At 72.4% G+C, this 17,520-nt stretch carries 15 protein-coding genes; 9 read left to right on the top strand and 6 right to left on the bottom strand.

The genetic code is table 11. The features are described from left to right. Positions 1-9: 9 nt before the first annotated feature. A complete protein-coding gene (locus tag Sdagh_RS15350) occupies positions 10-897 on the bottom strand; it encodes a L,D-transpeptidase family protein (RefSeq protein ID WP_189417602.1) in 888 nt (295 codons plus the stop codon). Positions 898-1,219: 322 nt separating this feature from the next. Here Sdagh_RS15350 and Sdagh_RS15345 point away from each other — a divergent pair, with 322 nt between their 5' ends. The 3 genes from Sdagh_RS15345 to Sdagh_RS15335 are packed head-to-tail and all read left to right on the top strand — an operon-like array spanning position 1,220 to position 2,905. After that, a complete protein-coding gene (locus tag Sdagh_RS15345) occupies positions 1,220-1,597 on the top strand; it encodes a Uma2 family endonuclease (RefSeq protein WP_226535143.1) in 378 nt (125 codons plus the stop codon). A gap of 43 nt (positions 1,598-1,640) precedes the next feature. After that, a complete protein-coding gene (gene leuE, locus Sdagh_RS15340; RefSeq protein WP_189417600.1) occupies positions 1,641-2,291 on the top strand; it encodes a leucine efflux protein LeuE in 651 nt (216 codons plus the stop codon). Between the two features lie 38 nt (positions 2,292-2,329). Beyond that, positions 2,330-2,905: a hypothetical protein gene (locus Sdagh_RS15335; protein WP_190076741.1), complete on the top strand. Its 576-nt coding sequence runs from the start codon at positions 2,330-2,332 to the stop codon at positions 2,903-2,905. Here the strand turns inward: Sdagh_RS15335 and Sdagh_RS15330 are convergent. After that, positions 2,833-4,248 carry an FAD-dependent monooxygenase gene (locus Sdagh_RS15330; protein ID WP_190076768.1) on the bottom strand — a complete coding sequence of 472 codons (1,416 nt, stop codon included), beginning with the start codon at positions 4,246-4,248 and terminating at the stop codon, positions 2,833-2,835. The genes Sdagh_RS15335 and Sdagh_RS15330 overlap by 73 nt on opposite strands. 93 nt (positions 4,249-4,341) lie before the next feature. On the opposite strand from Sdagh_RS15330, the gene Sdagh_RS15325 reads away from it, so the two are divergent. Then, positions 4,342-5,004, top strand: a complete 663-nt coding sequence (locus Sdagh_RS15325) for a TetR/AcrR family transcriptional regulator (RefSeq protein WP_189417596.1) — start codon at positions 4,342-4,344, stop codon at positions 5,002-5,004. Between the two features lie 12 nt (positions 5,005-5,016). Here Sdagh_RS15325 and Sdagh_RS15320 read toward each other — a convergent pair whose 3' ends face one another. Continuing rightward, entirely contained in the window at positions 5,017-6,165 is a 1,149-nt protein-coding gene (locus tag Sdagh_RS15320) for an acyltransferase family protein (protein WP_226535141.1), read from the bottom strand. 264 nt (positions 6,166-6,429) lie between these two features. Here Sdagh_RS15320 and Sdagh_RS15315 point away from each other — a divergent pair, with 264 nt between their 5' ends. Further along, on the top strand, positions 6,430-7,887 hold the full coding sequence (locus tag Sdagh_RS15315; RefSeq protein ID WP_189417591.1) for a glycosyltransferase family 29 protein: 1,458 nt from the start codon (positions 6,430-6,432) through the stop codon (positions 7,885-7,887). Further along, complete coding sequence (locus Sdagh_RS15310) at positions 7,884-10,217, top strand: glycosyltransferase (protein ID WP_190008467.1); 2,334 nt, start codon at positions 7,884-7,886, stop codon at positions 10,215-10,217. Before Sdagh_RS15315 ends, Sdagh_RS15310 begins: the two co-directional genes overlap by 4 nt. Before the next feature lie 58 nt (positions 10,218-10,275). On the opposite strand, the gene Sdagh_RS15305 is transcribed toward Sdagh_RS15310, so the two are convergent. From Sdagh_RS15305 to Sdagh_RS15295, 3 genes are all read right to left on the bottom strand, one after another. Beyond that, complete coding sequence (locus Sdagh_RS15305; RefSeq protein WP_189417579.1) at positions 10,276-11,262, bottom strand: hypothetical protein; 987 nt, start codon at positions 11,260-11,262, stop codon at positions 10,276-10,278. A gap of 162 nt (positions 11,263-11,424) precedes the next feature. Then, the gene (locus tag Sdagh_RS15300; protein ID WP_189417576.1) at positions 11,425-12,762 is read right to left on the bottom strand and encodes a polysialyltransferase family glycosyltransferase; all 1,338 of its coding nucleotides are present in this window, start codon (positions 12,760-12,762) and stop codon (positions 11,425-11,427) included. Continuing rightward, positions 12,759-13,739: a glycosyltransferase family 2 protein gene (locus Sdagh_RS15295; protein ID WP_190076742.1), complete on the bottom strand. Its 981-nt coding sequence runs from the start codon at positions 13,737-13,739 to the stop codon at positions 12,759-12,761. The genes Sdagh_RS15300 and Sdagh_RS15295 overlap by 4 nt, the downstream gene beginning before the upstream one ends. A 198-nt stretch (positions 13,740-13,937) precedes the next feature. Between Sdagh_RS15295 and Sdagh_RS15290 the strand changes: the two genes are divergently transcribed. The 3 genes from Sdagh_RS15290 to Sdagh_RS15280 all read left to right on the top strand — a co-directional run bounded on the left by Sdagh_RS15290 (position 13,938) and on the right by Sdagh_RS15280 (position 17,516). Continuing rightward, a complete protein-coding gene (locus tag Sdagh_RS15290) occupies positions 13,938-15,260 on the top strand; it encodes a DUF6716 putative glycosyltransferase (RefSeq protein WP_189417571.1) in 1,323 nt (440 codons plus the stop codon). Between the two features lie 89 nt (positions 15,261-15,349). Then, positions 15,350-16,570: an acylneuraminate cytidylyltransferase gene (locus Sdagh_RS15285; RefSeq protein ID WP_189417568.1), complete on the top strand. Its 1,221-nt coding sequence runs from the start codon at positions 15,350-15,352 to the stop codon at positions 16,568-16,570. A gap of 7 nt (positions 16,571-16,577) precedes the next feature. Then, the gene (locus tag Sdagh_RS15280) at positions 16,578-17,516 is read left to right on the top strand and encodes an N-acetylneuraminate synthase family protein (protein WP_189418027.1); all 939 of its coding nucleotides are present in this window, start codon (positions 16,578-16,580) and stop codon (positions 17,514-17,516) included. Positions 17,517-17,520: the final 4 nt, after the last annotated feature.

The raw sequence follows: 17,520 nt of genomic DNA, 5'->3' as shown, positions 1-17,520 counted from the left end.
CGCGCCGCCTCACCGGTACACGACGACCTTGTCGCCGGTGCGGACCTGCGCGTACAGGTCCTTGATCCCGGCCTCGTCCCGGACGTTGACACATCCGTGCGAGGCGCCGGCGTACCCGCGGGCCGCGAAGTCCGCCGAGTAGTGGACGGCCTGACCGCCGCTGAAGAACATGGCGTACGGCATGGACGAGTCGTACAGCGTGGACCAGTGGTTCCGGGACTTCCAGTAGACCTCGAAGACGCCCTCCCGGGTCGGGGTGCCGCGCGAGCCGAAGCGGACCGACAGCGTCGACACGGTCCGGCCGTCGATCATCCAGCGCAGCGTCCGGCTCTCCTTGCTGACGCACAGCACCCGGCCGGTCAGGCAGCGCGGATCGGGCGCGGCGGCGGGCTGGCCGCCCATCAGGTACAGCTCCCAGTGGCCCGGTTCCCGGGTCATGGCGCGCAGCCGCTCCCAGGTGACGGTGTCGGTCCGGCCGGTGACGGGCAGCCCGCGCTTGCGCTGGAAGCCGCGGACCGCCTTCTCCGTCAGGTCGTCGTAGGTGCCGGTCGGCCCGTCGTACAGCCAGGCAATCTGGCGCAGCCGGGCCTGGACCTCGCGGACGTCCCGGCCGGTGGCGCCGGGTCCCCAGAGCACGGGGGCGGGCACCACCGGGAGCGGCGGGTCGCTGCTCCGCCGCGCGGGGGCCGTGGGAGCTGCGGGGGCTCTGGGAGCCGTGGGGGTCACGGGAGCGGCGGGTGCCGTGGTCGCCGGGCCGCCGCTGCCCGGCAGCCCGATGTGCACCGGCGAGCGGCCCTTCCCGTCGCCGTCGACCGGCTGCACCGTGCAGCCGCCGACACCCCCGACGGCCAGCGCCAGCAGCGCGGCGAACCCCGTCCCCGTACGCGCCCTACGCATCGACGTCACCCCGGATGTCTCCCCGCCCGGAGCGGTTCCGATACCCGGGCGGGCGAACGGGGACGGGAGTCGCCGTGCCCCGGCTACGCTCGGTGCGGAGTGAGCCCCGACAAGGAGGACACCATGGCCGTACTGCAGCAGCAGATGGCCCGGGGCGAGGCCGCCGGCCGGCTCGCCCGCGCACTGCCTGGCACCGCGTGGGGATTCTCCACGGGGGACTCACTGTGACGCCGCCGCCGGACGGCTCGCACGGGCTGTCGCTGACCAGGCTCTGCCGGGCGCTGGATCGCGCGGGGGTATCGCGGGAAGCGAGGTCGAACGGATGCACGGCGCGGACCTGTGGCTGCTCGCGTCGGCGTCGGACTTCGCCCTTCCCGACCTGTCCACCGTGGACGAGGATTTCCGCGACGCCCACGTCACCGAGCACTGCTACGCCCCGCACGCCTTCCGCATGGCCGTCGAGATCACCTCGTCGAACTGGGCCGACGACCTCGACACCAAGGTCGAGTGCTACGCCCAGGCCGGTATCCCGGCCTACCTGATCGCGGACCGCGAGCACGACGAGGTGCTGCTCCGCACGGCACCGGCCGACGGGAAGTGTCCCCGCCCCCAGCGCTTCCAGCGTGGCCAGGACGTGACCCCGCCGGAGCCGGTCGGCGCCCGCGCCGAGTTGTCCGTGGACACCCTTCTCGACGGCTGAAACGGCGCCGCGCGTTGTCGTACCCCCGTGCGACACTCCTCCCATGTTCGGCGTCATCGATCTGCCCGCCTACCTGGCGGGCCTCGTCCTCATCATCCTGCTCCCCGGGCCCAACTCCCTCTACGTACTCTCCGTCGCCGCCCGCCGCGGGGTGCGCGCCGGGTACCGGGCCGCCACCGGGGTCTGGTGCGGGGACGCCGTGCTGATGACCCTCTCCGCCGCCGGGGTCGCCTCCCTGCTCCAGGGCAACGCCGTACTGTTCGCGGTAGTGAAGTACGCCGGTGCCGGGTATCTGACCTGGCTCGCCGTCGGGATGCTGCGGGCGGCCTGGGCGATGTGGCGGACGCGGCGCGAGCGGACCGCGGCGCAGGCGCCGGACGCGCCCGCCGGTGACGAGCGGCCGTTCCGCCGGGCCCTGGTCGTCAGCCTGATCAATCCGAAGGCGATCCTGTTCTTCATCGCCTTCTTCGTGCAGTTCGTCGACCCGGGGTATGCCTACCCCGCCCTCTCGTTCGTCGTCCTCGGTGCCTTCGCCCAGCTGTTCAGCTTCCTGTACCTGAGCGCCCTGATATTCGGCGGCACCAGGCTCGCCGCCGCCTTCCGCCGCCGCAGGCGCCTGTCGGCGACGGCCACATCGGCGGCCGGTGCGCTGTTCCTGGGCTTCGCGGTGAAGCTGTCGCTGGCCAGCGCCTGACCGGCACGACACGTCAACTCGGCACTGGGCTCCCGTCCATGGCGGAAGCGACCGTGGCGGCACTGGTCAGGCGCGGGCGGGACGTCGCGGCCCGCTGGGGCGCGCTCGGCGTCGTGACCCGGGACGCGGTGGGCACCGTACGGCTCGCGTCCGTGGTGTTCACGCCGGTGACGGCGTCGATCGGCGCCCGGTTCGGGGACCTGCCGCAGCGGCCGTACGACCTGCCCGGCGTGCTGCTCACCGCGGCGCTGTGGCTGCCGCCGGCGGTGCGGCGGCGGTGGCCCGGGGCCTGCCTGGCGCTGGTGGTGCCGGCGTTCGGGGCGCGCGAACTGATCGCTTCCCGCCGGTGTTGGCGAGCGTCGGGCTGTACGCCGCCCTGTACGCCGCGGGCGCCCGTGGCGGCCGGCTCCGCCCGCTTCGTGACGGCGCCCGCGATCGGCGCACCGGCCGTGAACACCGCCGTCGCCGCCGGCGTGACCAGTCACCGGCCGGCCTCGGGAACCGAGCGGTCCGCACGGCCCGGCGTCGCCGCGACCCGTCGTCAGCCCAGCCCCACGCGACCCAGGTACGCGACCGGCACGGCTGCCCCCGAAGCCCCGCTCCAGCCGACGTAACCGTCCGGCCGGACCAGGAACAGGCCGGTCCCGTACGTCCGGTGGGCGGGCCCGCGCACCACCCGTACCGCCCCCGGCAGCGCCCCGGGCAACTCGGCGTCCAGTGCGAGGAGCGTCCAGTGCGGCCCCCGGAAGGCGTCGAAGAGCCGCACGCCCGCCACCGTCCCGTCGGGCGCGCGGTCACCGGCCAGGACCGGGCCGTCGGGGGACGTACGGGTCTCCTGGGCGAGCGACGACTCCCGGTAGTTCAGCCCCAGTTGCGAGGTCGCCTCCCCGCGCCGCACCTCGCCCCGGTGCACCCCGCTGGTCAGGCCGAGCATGTCGGCGGCGACCGGGCGGCGCTCCTCCTCGTAGGTGTCCAGGAGGGACGCGTCCGCGCCCTCGCGCAACACTGCGCCCAGCTTCCAGCCCAGGTTGTAGGCGTCCTGGACACTGGTGTTCAGGCCCTGTCCGCCGGCCGGCGAGTGGACGTGGGCGGCGTCCCCGGCGAGGAAGACCCGGCCGTCCCGGAAGCGGTCGGCGAGGGCCTCACGGGGCCGGAAGTCCGAGGCCCAGCGGACCTCGGTGACGTCCTCGGCGGTGAGGTGGGAGCGGTCGGCGACGGCCTTGCGGACGCCGTCGGGGGAGAGGTCCACCTCGGTGCCCGCCGGGAAGTCGGCGTAGACCTGGAAGTCCTCGGTCCCGGCGAGCGGGCAGGCGGCCAGCACGACACTGTCCTTGGTGACCGGCCCCTGGCCCGTCGCGAAGAAGTGCCAGTTGTCCCGGTCCAGGCCGGTGATCCGGACGTCCGCCACCAGCATCGGCTTGGGATCGACGGTCCGGCCGGCCATCGCCACGCCGAGCGCGCGGCGCACGGCCGAGCGGCCGCCGTCGGCGGCGACCGCGTACCGGGCGCCCAGCTCGGTTCCGTCGGCGCACCGGACGCGGACCCCGTCCGCGTCCTGGGCGATGCCGGTGACCTCCCGGCCGAACTCGACCCGGCCGCCCAGCTCCGTCAGCCGCGCGTACAGGATCTCCTGGGTGCGCCACTGCGGCACCATCCACGACGAGGCGTACGGCGCGGACTCGTCCGCCTCCATCGGGTCGGCCATGTGGTACTCACCGAGCCGCTCGCCGTCCCGCCAGATCATCCCGACCGGGTACTCGCCGCCCGCCGCCTGGATCGCGTCGATGACGCCGAGGTCGTCGAAGACCTCCCGGGTGCGGGGCTGGAGGCCCTTGCCGCGGGAGCCGGGGAACAGCCCGTCCGCCTTCTCCACCACCAGCGCGTCGACGCCGCGCCGGGCCAGGTCGATACCGAGGGCGAGTCCGGTGGGGCCGGCGCCCACGATCAGCACGTCCATAACATCGGTTTTCACGCATCTCTCCTTAACGTCGTTAAGTGGCGTCGACGGCGAGCATGCCCTTAACGTCGTTAAGGTGTCAAGCTGTCAGGCGTGGAAAGTGGAACGACCGGACGACAGCGCACGCCCCTCGACCGCCGCCGGGTCGCGGACACGGCGCTGCGCCTGCTCAACGAGGTCGGCCTGGACGGCCTGACCCTGCGCACCATCGCCCGGGAGCTGGACGTCAAGGCGCCCGCGCTGTACTGGCACTTCAAGGACAAGCAGGCGCTGCTCGACGAGATGGCGACGGAGATGTACCGCCGGATGATCGCCGGGACCCCCCTGGACCCGGCCGACACCTGGCGCGAGCGCCTGCTGAAGGTGAACCGGGGGCTGCGCGCGGCGCTGCTCGGCTACCGCGACGGCGCCAGGGTCTTCAGCGGTTCCCGTTTCACCGGCATCGAGCACGCCGAGCAGCTGGAGGAGACCCTGCGGCTGCTCACCACCGCCGGCTTCGACCTCGCCCAGGCCGTGCGGGCGACGACCACGACGTCTCTGTTCACCCTCGGCTTCGTCACCGAGGAGCAGGGCGTCGAGCCACTGCCCGGCGAGCGCCGCGAGGGCTACGACGTGGCCGAACGCGCCCGCGCGATGGCCGGCTTCCCGCTGAGCGCGGCGGCCGGCCCGGAGATGTTCGGTGACTTCGAGCAGCGGTTCGAGGAGGGGCTGGCACTGCTGCTGGACGGCATCGCCGCCCGGTACGGGATCGGCTGAGCCCCCGGGCGGTCAGCGACGCGACAGCGCCGCCCGCAACCGCGGCGTCAGCGGCTTCTCGACGCACCGGTTCAGCACCCAGGCCAGCAGCAGCATCGAGACGACGGTCAGGACGAAGGTCGCGGCCGACGGCACGCCCAGCGTGCGGTGCAGGGCGCGGATCACCACCCAGCCCAGGTGCTCGTGGACCAGGTAGAAGGGGTACGTCAGCGCCCCGGCCACGGTCAGCCAGCGCCAGTTCGCCCGGCGCAGCCAGCCCAGCGCGATCGCCGCCACCGCCGCGAAGCCGAAGGCGACCACCGCGACGATGCCGAGGGTGGTGCGGTGGGCGAAGGCGTTCGGGTCGTCGGCGTTGTACAGCTCGCCCACCATGTAGTGCTGCCCGATCAGGAAGCAGACGGCCGTCAGCGCCCAGGCGTGGGCGTCCCGCCGGTCCCGGTGGATCAGGTACAGGCCGATCCCGCCGATGAAGAACGGCGCGTACTGCGGCATCAGCACCACGTCGAGCAGCGGCTCCCGCGCGGCCCGCGCCAGCACCGAGGCCAGCAGCCAGCCCCCGCTGAACAGCAGCACCCGGCGGCGGTTCGCGCCGGGCAGCACCACGCACACCGCGAACAGCGCGTAGAACCGCACCTCCACCCAGAGCGTCCAGCACACGCCCAGCACCCGGTCGGCGCCCAGCGGCTGCTGCATCAGCGTCAGGTTCACCAGCGCGTCGCTCGGGGAGACGGTCTCGTAGGCGACCTGGGGCAGCGCGAAGACGGCCGTCACCAGGACCACCGCCACCCAGTACGCGGGCATCAGCCGGGAGACCCGGGAGGCGAAGTACGCCGTCAGGGTCCGCCCCCAGCCGCTCATGCAGATCACGAACCCGCTGATCACGAAGAAGACCTCGACCCCGAGGCAGCCGTACGCGAAGAGGGTGTGCAGGGTCGGGAACTGGTGCTGCGGGGAACCGCCCCAGGCGTCGGTGACCAGGCCGCCGCGCCCGCCGTAGTGGTACGCCGCCACCATCAGCGCGGCCACCAGCCGCAGTCCGTCCAGGGCCCGCAGCCGGGGCTCCGGACGGGACGCCGGAGCCGGCCGCGGCGCGTGCGCCGGGCCGGCCGCGCCGGACCCCTCGGTCGCCTCGGCCACCGGTCGGACGGTCGCGCTGGTCACGGAGTTCTCCTCGCCGGAAGCTCGCCGGATGGGGGGCAGCGGTGAGTTCGCTGTCGATGTCCCCAGCACGGTAACCAGCACGCCAGTCCGAATCACAGGCATGTCCGTTCGACGGCGCAACGATTCGCCCTGTAGACCCGGCCCGTTCACCCGTGCGTCGTTTTGGCTTTCTAAATTCGCCCGACATCCCCCCACGTCCCGGTCTCCTCGGCGCGTGAGGCTGCGGATGGGAAGACCGCTGTGGCGAAAGAAAACGGGAGTGGCATGACGAGGGTCCAGAACAGACGTGCGCGCGGGGGTGAGCTGGACGTCTGCATGCGCGCCTGCGCCGTGCACAGCGGCAAGCTCGTGGGCAGCCTCGACCGGCGCCGCGTGGAGCTCGCCGAGGAGCTGCGCAAGCTGCTCGTCGTGTGGGGGACGCACCGCATCGACGGCCCCGCCGCGGCCCCGTCCGGCGCCACCGCCCTGCTCAAGCGGGCCGTCAAGGGCACGGCCGCGCCCGCCGCCGACACCATCACGGGGGAACTGCTCGACGCGCTGCTGGCCGTCGCCAACAAGGCCCTGCAGTGCGGCTACGACGACGAGATGAACCTCGCGCTCGTCATCAGCGACACCGTCCTCGCCCAGCGGAAGAACTCCCGGGCCGGCTGGCGCCTGCGCGCCCGGCTGCTGGAGGCGCTCGGCGAGGAGGCGGAGGCCGTCGAGGCGTACGAGAAGTACGTCTCCCTGACCGACTCCGACGGCTTCGGCGTCCGCTCCCGCATCGCGGGCCTGCGCACGGCGGCGGAGAAGGAGCGCGAACTGCTCGGCCTGCTGGCCCGGCAGCGCCCGGCGGCCCGGGACCACGCCCGCGGCCCCGCCACCGACGTATGGGCCGAAGGGCTGGCGCTGCACGCCGCCGGCGACTGGGCGGCGGCCGAGCCGCGGCTGGTGGGAGCGCTCCTGGCCCTGGCCGAGGAGGAGGCCCCCGTCGCCGACCGGCAGGAGCTGCTCAGCCAGTACCTGGACCTGCGCACCGCCGTCGACACGGACCTGCCGGCCCTCACCGAGGTCCTCGCGCTCTACGCCGAGCAGCGCCGCAACCGGATGCGCGGCCCCGTCGCCGACCCCACCGTCGGCGGCGTGCAGTGGATCACCCTCGGCGAGTTCCGCAACCTGGTGGCCGGCAAGTCCATCTGCCTGATCGCCAACTCGGGGCGGGTCGGCGCCAGTTCGATGGGTGCGGAGATCGACGACTACGACCTGGTCGTGCGCTTCAACTCGTACCGGATCGACCCGAAGCACACCGGCAGCCGTACCGACATCCACGCCACCATCCACAAGCACGGCTTCAACTGGGACCAGAAGGTCACCACCCGGCTGGTCTTCGGCGGCATCTCCGGCGACTGGAAGTGGTCCCTGCGCAACCGCCTCGTCCCCGGCGCCCAGACCTACCTCGGCGACGAATCGCTGCGCTGGCCCGTCCGGAACATCGGCCGCCTCGGCACCGACGTCTGGTCGGGCATCCCGACCACCGGCTTCAACATGCTGTTCCTGCTGGACTTCCTGGACGTCAGCCCGAAGCTCGACCTGATCGGCTTCGACTTCTACGAGAGCGGCGCCTACCGCGTGCCCGAGGCGATGAAGCTGGCCATCACGTCCGTGCACGAATACACCAGCGAGAAGGAATGGGTCATGCAGCGGGCCCAGAGCGTGACCGACATGAGGATATCCCTGCGATGACGACGACCTCCCTGACACCGGCCGCCGCACCCCAGGCCCCGGTGACCGCGGCCCATGACCTCACCGGCAAGCGCCGCATCGCCTTCGCGTCCTACGTCGACGAGAACTACCTCCCCGGCTTCCTCGTCCTGCTGCGCAGCCTCGCCCTGTCCAACCCCAGCGTCTGCGAGGACTTCGTCGTCCTCCACGACGACCTGCGCCCCGGCTCCATCGCCAAGATCCGCGCCCTGCACCCGCGGATCGTGCTGCGCCGGGTGAACGCCGAGCACTACGACTCGTACAAGAAGGGCGACCAGGACAACTACCTCGTCCGCAAGGCGTACTTCATCCTGGATGTGTTCCGCATCCGCGAGTACGACACCGTCATCACCCTCGACACCGACATGGTCGTCCTCGGTGACCTCGGCGAACTGCTCAAGCTCCGCGAGGGCCTGGCGGCCGTCCCGCAGTTCTTCTACGGGCAGCACAAGCTCAACTCCGGTCTGCTGGTCATCCAGCGCGAGTACCTCTCCGACGCGTTCTGCGCGAAGCTCGACGCCACCGGACGCAGCGGCGACTACGAGCTGGACAAACACGACCAGGGCATCCTCAACGCCGTCCTGGACGGCGACTTCGTCCGTCTCGACGCCCGCTACAACTTCGTCAAGCGGCGGCTCTCCGGTGACCTGCCGGTCCCCGAGGACACCGCGATCCTGCACTTCACCGGGCGGCACAAGCCCTGGCAGGGCGGCGAGTCCGGGTACTCCCAGGCGGAGGAGCGCTGGCGCGAGTTCGAGATGTCCGACGCCGAGTTCCACGCCGCCTACCTCAACTCCTCCGGCGGTCTCCACCACGACCTGCTCGTGCACTTCGGCACCCCGCACGTCAAGCGCACCGGCAACGTCGAGTACGCCCGCAAGGTGGCCGCCGCGCACATCGCGGCCGGTGACTACCAGGACGCCGTCGACATCCTCTCCGGGGTGCGCATCCCGCTCGACGAGGCGTGGCCGCACGAGGTGCTCGGCCACGCCCTGATGAGCGTCTCCCGCCACGACGAGGCCAAGGCCCAGCTGCTGCTGGCCGCCGCCGCGCCCAACCGGGCCGCGACCGCCTACGCCCGGCTCGCCCAGATGGCCTGGGTGCACGGCGACAACGCCGAGGCGCTGAAGTACGCCACGGCCGGCCTCGCCGTCGACCCCACCCACCGCTCCAGCCGTCTGTGGGCGCAGCGCGCGGCCAGCGTGCCCGCGCAGGAGCTGGGCGCCCCCGAGGACCAGCTCGCCCACGTCGCGTTCTACATGGACCGGCAGGGCAACGCCGGTGACAAGCTGCTCCCCGAGACCGTCCGCCTCGGCTTCGGCCCGGACACCACCACCCGGCGCTGGCACTCGGTGCACGCCCACCGCTACTTCGACAAGGCGGCCCTGGACCGGGTCAACGCCCGGCGCGGTCTGGTCATCGGCGGCGGCGGCCTGTTCATCCCGGACACCATGCCGAACGGCAACAGCGCCTGGCAGTGGAACGTCCCCGACGAGCACCTGCGCGCCATCGACGTGCCGATCATGGTGTACGCGGTCGGGTTCAACGCCTTCGACGGCCAGTCCTACCGGGCCGGGCGGTTCCGGGAGAGCCTGCGTCTGCTGGTGGAGAAGTCGGCCTTCTTCGGGTTGCGCAACCACGGGTCCATCGCCAAGGTGCGGGCCATGCTCCCCGCGCACCTCCAGGACAAGGTCCGTTTCCAGCCCTGCCCCACCACGGTCAGCCGCCAGCTGGTCCCCGGCTGGACCGACCCGGCCTACCGCGAGGACACCGTCCTGCTGAACGCGGCCTACGACCGCGCCGGGCTGCGCTTCGGCCACGACTACGCGCACTTCCTCGGCGAGATAGCCAAGGCGGTGCGGGCCATCGGGGCGCACACCGAGGTCCGCTGCGTGGCGCACTCCCTCGACGACGAGAAGATCGCCTTCGATCTGCGCCGCGAGCACGGCATCTCCCTGCCGGTCATCCCGATGTACGACTTCGACAACGACGAGATCCGGGAGCTGTACGCCAAGACACGCCTGGTCATCGGCATGCGCGGGCACGCCGGCATGATCCCGTTCGGGGTCGGCACGCCGATCATCAGCCTCATCTCGCACCCGAAGATGGCGTACTTCCTGGCCGACATCGAGCGCCCCGAGTGGGGCGTCTCCGTCCACGACAAGAACCTGGGCGCCGTCCTCACCGAGCGGGCCATCGGCATCCTGGACGACCACGCCGGTACGGTCGCGGACGTCCACGACCGCCAGCGGGAACTGTGGAAGGTCACGGAGGCCAACGCCGCCGACATCAGGGCGATCCTGGGCGCCTGACGCACGGCCCGAGCCCCCGCGGTCACCGTGACCGCGGGGGTTCGGGCGTGCCGGGCCGTCAGCGGCCGACGGCCTTCTTCACCAGCCGGCCCAGCCGGGAGCCGCCCCCGTGCGCGGCGCGGTCCTGCTCGTAGGCCTTGCGCAGCTGCTCGAAGTGGTCGGCGCGGGTCCGGCTCAGATACTCGTCGGAGGTCAGCGGCTTCGCGATCGACCAGGCCCGCTTGTGATCGCCCTCGTAGTGGGCGACGTACGCCTTGGCGAACTCAAGGACCGGGCGGAACGGGATGCCGCCGGTGTGGTCCCGGTCGATCCGCTCCTGCACGGCGGCGATCAGCTCCAGCTTCTCGTCCACCGTGTAGGCGTCCTCGGCGATCCGCTTCAGCACGTCCTCGGGGATCGGCCGCACCACCTCGAAGGCGAGTGTGGAGCGGATCGGCGGGCCCGCGATCTCGATGTACGGCAGCAGCGCGCCGGTGCTGTGGTGCAGCCACGGCAGCCGGGGCCCGGCGAAGTCCTGGTGCAGCACGACCGACCCCGGCACGAGCCGGGTCAGGAACCGCTCGGTGACACAGCGGAACACGCGGGCGGTCTTGGCGATGTCGATGTGCAGGAACTCCACCGCACTGGTGTCGTGCGGGTCGGACGTCCGCCACAGGTCCCCGGCGTGGATCTCCAGGAACGGCAGGAACGGCGCGAGCCGGTCCCGGAAGTCGTTCAGGAAGGAGTTGTCGTCCTGCGGCTTGGCCCCGGAGGTGAAGAACTTCTCCGTGGCGAAGGTGCCCTTGCCGACCCGGAAGAAGTCGTACGCGTGCAGCCGGCCCGTCCGCTCGTCGAAGACGGGACTCTCCTTGAGGCCGAGGGCGAGGGCGTACGTCGAGCCGCCGCCGCCGGAACCCAGCTCGACCAGCCTGCCCTCCCCCCGCAGGTGATGACGCCCCAGCAGGTAGAGGAACCGCAGCTCCCAGGAGCTGACCTGGGAGTAGGGGATCGTGTCCGGCAGCTGGACGTCGTCGAGGAGGGGGTAGAGCCGGCCGAGGTTCGTCATGGATGCCTCACGGTGTCGATGGCGCAAGAGGAAGGCGGCGCGTGCGATCCTAGGGGGACAAGGGGTAGTTCACCATGGTTTCCATGGCTTTACGCCGATGTTCCCTATTGTTCCTCCGGCCTTGGCCCGAGGTTCACCGACGGGCCGGCGCCGCCTCCCCGGTCAGCGCCCCGCCACCCGCCGGCGCAGGCTGCGGGCCTTGCGGGCGACCCGCCGCACCGTCGGGTTGCGGGGCAGGAAGCCCAGCTGGGCGGGGACGCCGCCCGGCAGGCCCAGCGAGGTCAGCCGCTTCTTCTTGAAGTACCGCCAGGTGCGCTCGTCCAGCCGCGCCGCCAGATACGCCTCCGTCTCCGGCCGCAGCGCCGGCAGTATCCGCGGCTGCATCGTGAAACCGACCGCCCGGACCAGCGCGGCGAGGGCGTCGGTGTCGATGCCGGGCCGGCGTCCGGTGACCGCCGCGGGATCGGCGAGGTCCGGGACCAGCGCGTCGACGACGGTGACCGGGATCCGGTTGCTGTTCTCGAACGGCGTCAGCCGGTCCAGCAGCGTCTCCGTCCCCACCCGCGCCACCGGCAGTCCGTACAGCGCGGACGCGGTCAGCAGGGCCGTGGAGAAGCAGCCGACGACCAGGGCCGGGCGCATCCGCTGGTACAGCACCTCGGCCAGCACCGGGGTGTCCACCACCGTCAGCTCGACGCCGAGCTTCTCGGCCTCCTCCTCCAGGGTGCGGGCGAAGCGGGCCGGGGCCGTGGGGTGCGGCTTGAACACCACCCGGGTGTGGCCGAGGCCGGCGGCGCCCCTCAGCATCCGGACGTGCAGGCCCTCCTCCTCGTCGGCGGAGAGGATGTTCAGCGCCGACAGGTACTGGCCCAGCAGCAGCGCGGGCGCCTCCACGTCCGGCAGCCCGGCGCCGGTGCCGGCGAGTCCGGCCAGCACCTTGGTGAACACCTCGGTCGGCACCACCTCCGGCTCGACCTCGAACTCGGTGAGCAGCAGCGGCTTCAGACCCGGCACCAGGTCCAGGTGGAGCAGCCGCTCCACGCGCGTGCCGACCAGCGGGTCGATCTTGTTGCGGGTGGGGCCGTAGCTCATCAGGCCGTCCGCGTAGACGGTGACGGGCGCGTCGGTGAGGATCTGCGCCACCCCGAGCGCCGGGTTGACCTGGATCGACTCCACCACGAGCGCGAGATCGTCGTCGCCGAGCCGCCAGAGCAGCCGCAGGTACCTCTCCCACATCGGGATGTCGTCCGGCCGGGGCGACCAGGCGCCCGGGTGGAACGGGAAGATCGCCTCGTTCCAGTGGACGACCTCGTCGAACCGGGTCCGCAGCGCCTCGAAGCCGGGCATCCCGGCCACCGACGGGGTGGTCTCCGGCGTCGTCGCGTTGTTGGAGACGAGCAGGACGCGCCGCCCGGCCGGTGGGAAGCAGCCCGCGTCCAGGGCGGCGGCGAGCGTGGCGGTGCCGTACAGCGTCGACGCCATGAAGATCTGCGTGGTCACGCCGCCACCTCCGCGCCCGCCACCGGACGGCGGCGCAGCCGGCGCAGCCGCCCGGCCCGCTCGGCGTCCATCGACGCCAGCGCGTCGTCCAGCACGTCCTGCGGCATCCGCCGCAGCGCGGCGGTGCTCATCGCCTTCAGCTTCCGGGCCACGGGTGCCTCGAACCTTTCGACGGAACCGAGGTGATGGGAGATGATCGCGCAGTACGTGCGCACCGCCTTCGGCAGCAGCCGCGCCGCGTCCGGGTCGGCCGCGGTCTCCTCGATCACCTGGTCGAAGGCGCGGATGAAGTCGAGCTGCCGGGCGTCCCCGATCTGGGTGAGCGAGGAGGCGACCCCGCGCCGGTAGAAGACGCCGAGCAGGCTGGTCACCGCGAAGGACTCCGCCTCCCGGTGCAGCTTCCAGATCCAGGGCCGGTCCTCGGCGGTGCGCAGCCCGTGCGTGAAGTGCAGCAGGCCCCGCTCGACCAGCCGGCGGTGATAGATCCCGGCCCAGGCGTAGGCGTAGTCCACGGACGTGGTCCGGTGGGTGGGCAGGATCGCCTCGCGCGGCGTCAGCACGACGTTGCGGCGGCCGTGCGGCACCCGGTGCACGGCGCGGGCCCGTGCCGTGCACTGCACGTGGTCGGTGCGGACGAAGTCGCAGCCCAGCTCCTCGATGACGGCGACCAGGCGCTCGTAGTAGCCCGGCGCCAGCCAGTCGTCGCCGTCCAGGAACGTCAGGTACTCCCCGCGGGCGGCGTCGATGCCGGTGTTGCGGGCGGTGGCCAGCCCGCCGTTCTGCTCGTGTCTGAGCAGCACCGACCCCGGCAGCCCGGGCTGCTCGCGCGCGAGGAGATCCGCGGTCCCGTCGGTCGAGCAGTCGTCGACGAGAATGAATTCGAAGTCCGCGCGCGCGTTGGCGCGCAGACTCCGCAGGGCATCGGGGACGTATTGCCGCACGTTGTAGAACGGCACGATGACGGAGAGCTTTGGCACGCACCGGACGTTAGGGCCCGGCCCGGCATGCGGATTGTCCCGCACCTTGCTGCCGGGTGAACGCCGCGTGGCGAAGCCGTGAAGCGAACGCGTTTCCGGGTGTCCGGCGGCCCGATTCGCCATTCGGCGGCGTGCTGTTAACCGTTTGTTGTGTTCCGGTTGGGCCGTTCATCGGAATGGCTTCCTAGCGTCATCGACGTGCCAGCAAGTGCAACGAAGGCCCTGCGGGTCGCGGTTCTCGCGGACTCCGACACCCGGTGGAAATGGGGCGCGCTCACCGCGAGCCGTATCGCCCCGCGCTCCCCGGGCGACGCGGACATCCGTCTCGACGGCTACCTGCTCCGCGGCCGCGCGACCCCGACCCCCCGCCAGCTGAGCGAGGTCGGCGTCCACGCGGACGCCCTCACCGAGGTCACCGCCGTCGAGTTCCTGCGGGCGATGGGGGAGAAGGAGTACGACCTCGTCGTCCTCGCCCTCGTCGGCGGCGGTGTCCAGGCGATGCTGCACGGCCTCGGCCGGGTCTGGGCCGACCGCGCCGACCGCCCCGTGGTCGTCACCGGCTATGTCGGAGTCGTCTACGAGAAGCTCGCCGACGGCCTGCTGCTGCGGCACGGCGCGGATCTGGTCCTCGCCAACTCCCGCCAGGACGCGGAGCGTTTCCGGGCCGTGTACGAGGGGGTCGGTGCCGACGCCTCCGCCGTCACCGAGGTCGCGCTGCCCTTCCTCGGCGGCGCCCCCTACGCCGGGGAGCACGACCCGTACACGGTCGTCTTCGCCGCCCAGCCCTCCGTGCCGGACAGCCGCCGGGACCGCACGTACCTGCTGAACCGGCTCATCCGGCACGCCCGTCGGCACCCCGAGCGCGAGGTCGTGCTCAAGCTGCGCTCCAAGCCCGGCGAGCACACCACCCACATCGAGGAACTGCCGTACCAGAAGCTGGTCCAGAAGGCCGACCCGCCGCCCAACTTCTCCCTGCGCTACGGGAACATGGGCGAGGTCCTCGACCGCACCGACCTGCTGGTCACCGTCAGCTCCACGGCCGCCCTGGAGTCCCTGCACCGGCGCATCCCGACCGTGGTCCTCACCGACCTCGGGGTGCGCGAGGCGCTCGGCAACCACCACTTCACCGGCTCCGGCTGCCTCGCCTCCTGGGACCAGCTCGACGAGGGCCACCGGCCCGTCCCCGACGAGGCGTGGCTGGCCCGGCAGGGCGTCGCCGCCGACGGAGGGTACGAGACCGCCTTCGACGCCGCCCGGGAACGCATCGCCAAGCTGCTCGCCCGCCCCGGCGGACGCGCCCCGCTCACCCCGTACTACACACCCGTCACCGCGCCCGGCTACCTGCCCGGCATCCTCGCCCGGCACCACCTCGCCCCCGACGGCCACCCGCTGCCCGGCGCGCCCGCCGCCGACAAGGAGCCCGGCCCGGTCCGGCAGGTCGTGCGCCGCGCCGCCCGCGGCGCCTACCGGCACGGCGTGCAGCGCGTGGCCCCGGTGATCCGGCGGATGGGCGAGCTGTGACCGCCCGGACGGAAGGGCGAGCCATGACCGCCCGGACCGACGAGCGGGCCGCGACCGCCGTCCCGACCCCCGACCGAGAGGTACACCTCATGTCCGATCCGCAACCGGTACGCCGCGTCCTCGCGGTCATCCCCGCCCGCGGCGGCTCCAAGGGCGTACCCGCCAAGAACCTCGCCCCCGTGGGCGGCGTCCCGCTGGTCGTGCGGGCCGTGCGCGAGTGCCTCGCCACCCGGCTGGTGACCGACGTCGTCGTCTCCACCGACGACCAGGCCATCGCCGCCGCCGCCCGCCAGGCCGGCGCCGAGGTGGTGCTGCGCCCCGCCGCGATCGCCGGGGACACGGCCACCTCCGAGGCCGCGGTGCGCCACGCCATGGACGCCCACGAGGCACTGCACGGCGCCGCCGTGGACGTGGTGCTGCTCGTGCAGTGCACCAGCCCGTTCCTCGTCCGCGAGGACATCGACGGGGTGGCCGGCGCGGTCGTCGAGGGCGGCGCGGACACGGCCGTCACGGTCGCCCCCTTCCACGGCTTCGTCTGGCGGGAGGGCGCCGACGCGGGCGAGGAGCCGGGCGGCCACGGCGTCAACCACGACAAGACCTACCGCCCCCGCCGCCAGGACCGCCCCCAGGACTTCCTGGAGACCGGCGCCGCCTACGCGATGGACGCGGCCGGCTTCCGCACCCACGGCCACCGCTTCTTCGGCCGCACCGAGCTGGTCCGCACCGACCCGGCGCGGGTCCTGGAGATCGACGACCCGCACGACCTGGCCCGCGCCCGCGCGCTGGCCCCCCTCTTCGACGGCGCCCGCCCGGGTGCCCTGCCCACCGCCGCCGACATCGACGCCGTGGTCCTCGACTTCGACGGCACCCAGACCGACGACCGGGTGCTGATCGACTCCGACGGACGCGAGTTCGTCTCCGTCCACCGCGGCGACGGCCTCGGCATCGCCGCCCTGCGCAAGGCGGGCCTGCCCCTCCTCGTCCTCTCCACCGAGGTCAACCCCGTCGTCGCCGCCCGCGCCCGCAAGCTCCGGGTCCCGGTCCTGCACGGCGTCGACCGCAAGGACCTCGCCCTGAAGCAGTGGTGCGAGGAACAGGGCATCGCCCCCGAGCGCGTGCTCTACGTCGGCAACGACGTCAACGACCTGCCCTGCTTCGACCTCGTCGGCTGGCCCATCGCGGTCGCCGGCGCCCATGACGTCGTCCGCGGCGCCGCCCGCGCGGTCACCACCGTGCACGGCGGCTCCGGCGCGATCCGGGAGATCGCCGGCTGGCTGCTCGGCCCCTCTCTCGACACCCTCACCAAGTAAGGAACCCCTGATGAGCAACTCCCGTATCCGCAAGTTCGGCAACCGCGAGGCCGGTCCGGGCCGCCCCGTCTACATCTGCGGCGAGATCGGCATCAACCACAACGGTGAGCTGGAGAACGCCTTCAAGCTGATCGACGTGGCCGCCGAGGCCGGCTGTGACGCCGTCAAGTTCCAGAAGCGCACGCCCGAGATCTGCACCCCCCGCGACCAGTGGGACATCGAGCGCGACACCCCCTGGGGCCGGATGACGTACATCGACTACCGCCACCGCGTGGAGTTCGGCGAGGACGAGTACCGCCAGATCGACGCGTACTGCAAGGAGAAGGGGATCGACTGGTTCGCCTCCCCGTGGGACACCGAGGCCGTCGCCTTCCTGGAGAAGTTCGACGTCCCCGCCCACAAGGTGGCCTCCGCCTCCCTCACCGACGACGAGCTGCTGCGCGCCCTGCGCGCCACCGGCCGCACCGTCATCCTCTCCACCGGCATGTCCACCCCGAAGCAGATCCGCCACGCGGTCGAGGTCCTCGGCTCGGACAACATCCTCATGTGCCACGCCACCTCGACCTACCCGGCGCAGGCCGAGGAGCTGAACCTCCGCGTCATCAACACCCTCCAGCAGGAGTACCCGAACGTCCCGATCGGCTACTCCGGCCACGAGACCGGCCTCCAGACCACGCTGGCCGCGGTCGCCCTCGGCGCCACCTTCGTCGAGCGCCACATCACCCTGGACCGCGCCATGTGGGGCTCCGACCAGGCCGCCTCCGTCGAGCCGCAGGGCCTGGTCCGCCTGGTCCGCGACATCCGCACCATCGAGGCGTCCCTCGGCGACGGCGTCAAGAAGGTCTACGAGTCCGAGCTGGGCCCGATGAAGAAGCTGCGCCGCGTCACCGGCGTGGTCGCCGAGGCGGAGATCGCCGCCGCGGCCGGCGAGCCGGTCACCGTCTGACCCG

The organism is Streptomyces daghestanicus, assembly GCF_020521275.1.
Taxonomy (GTDB): domain Bacteria; phylum Actinomycetota; class Actinomycetes; order Streptomycetales; family Streptomycetaceae; genus Streptomyces; species Streptomyces griseoviridis.
The sequence above is the reverse complement of the archived record's forward strand: the minus strand, read 5'-3'. Positions and strand labels throughout refer to the sequence as shown.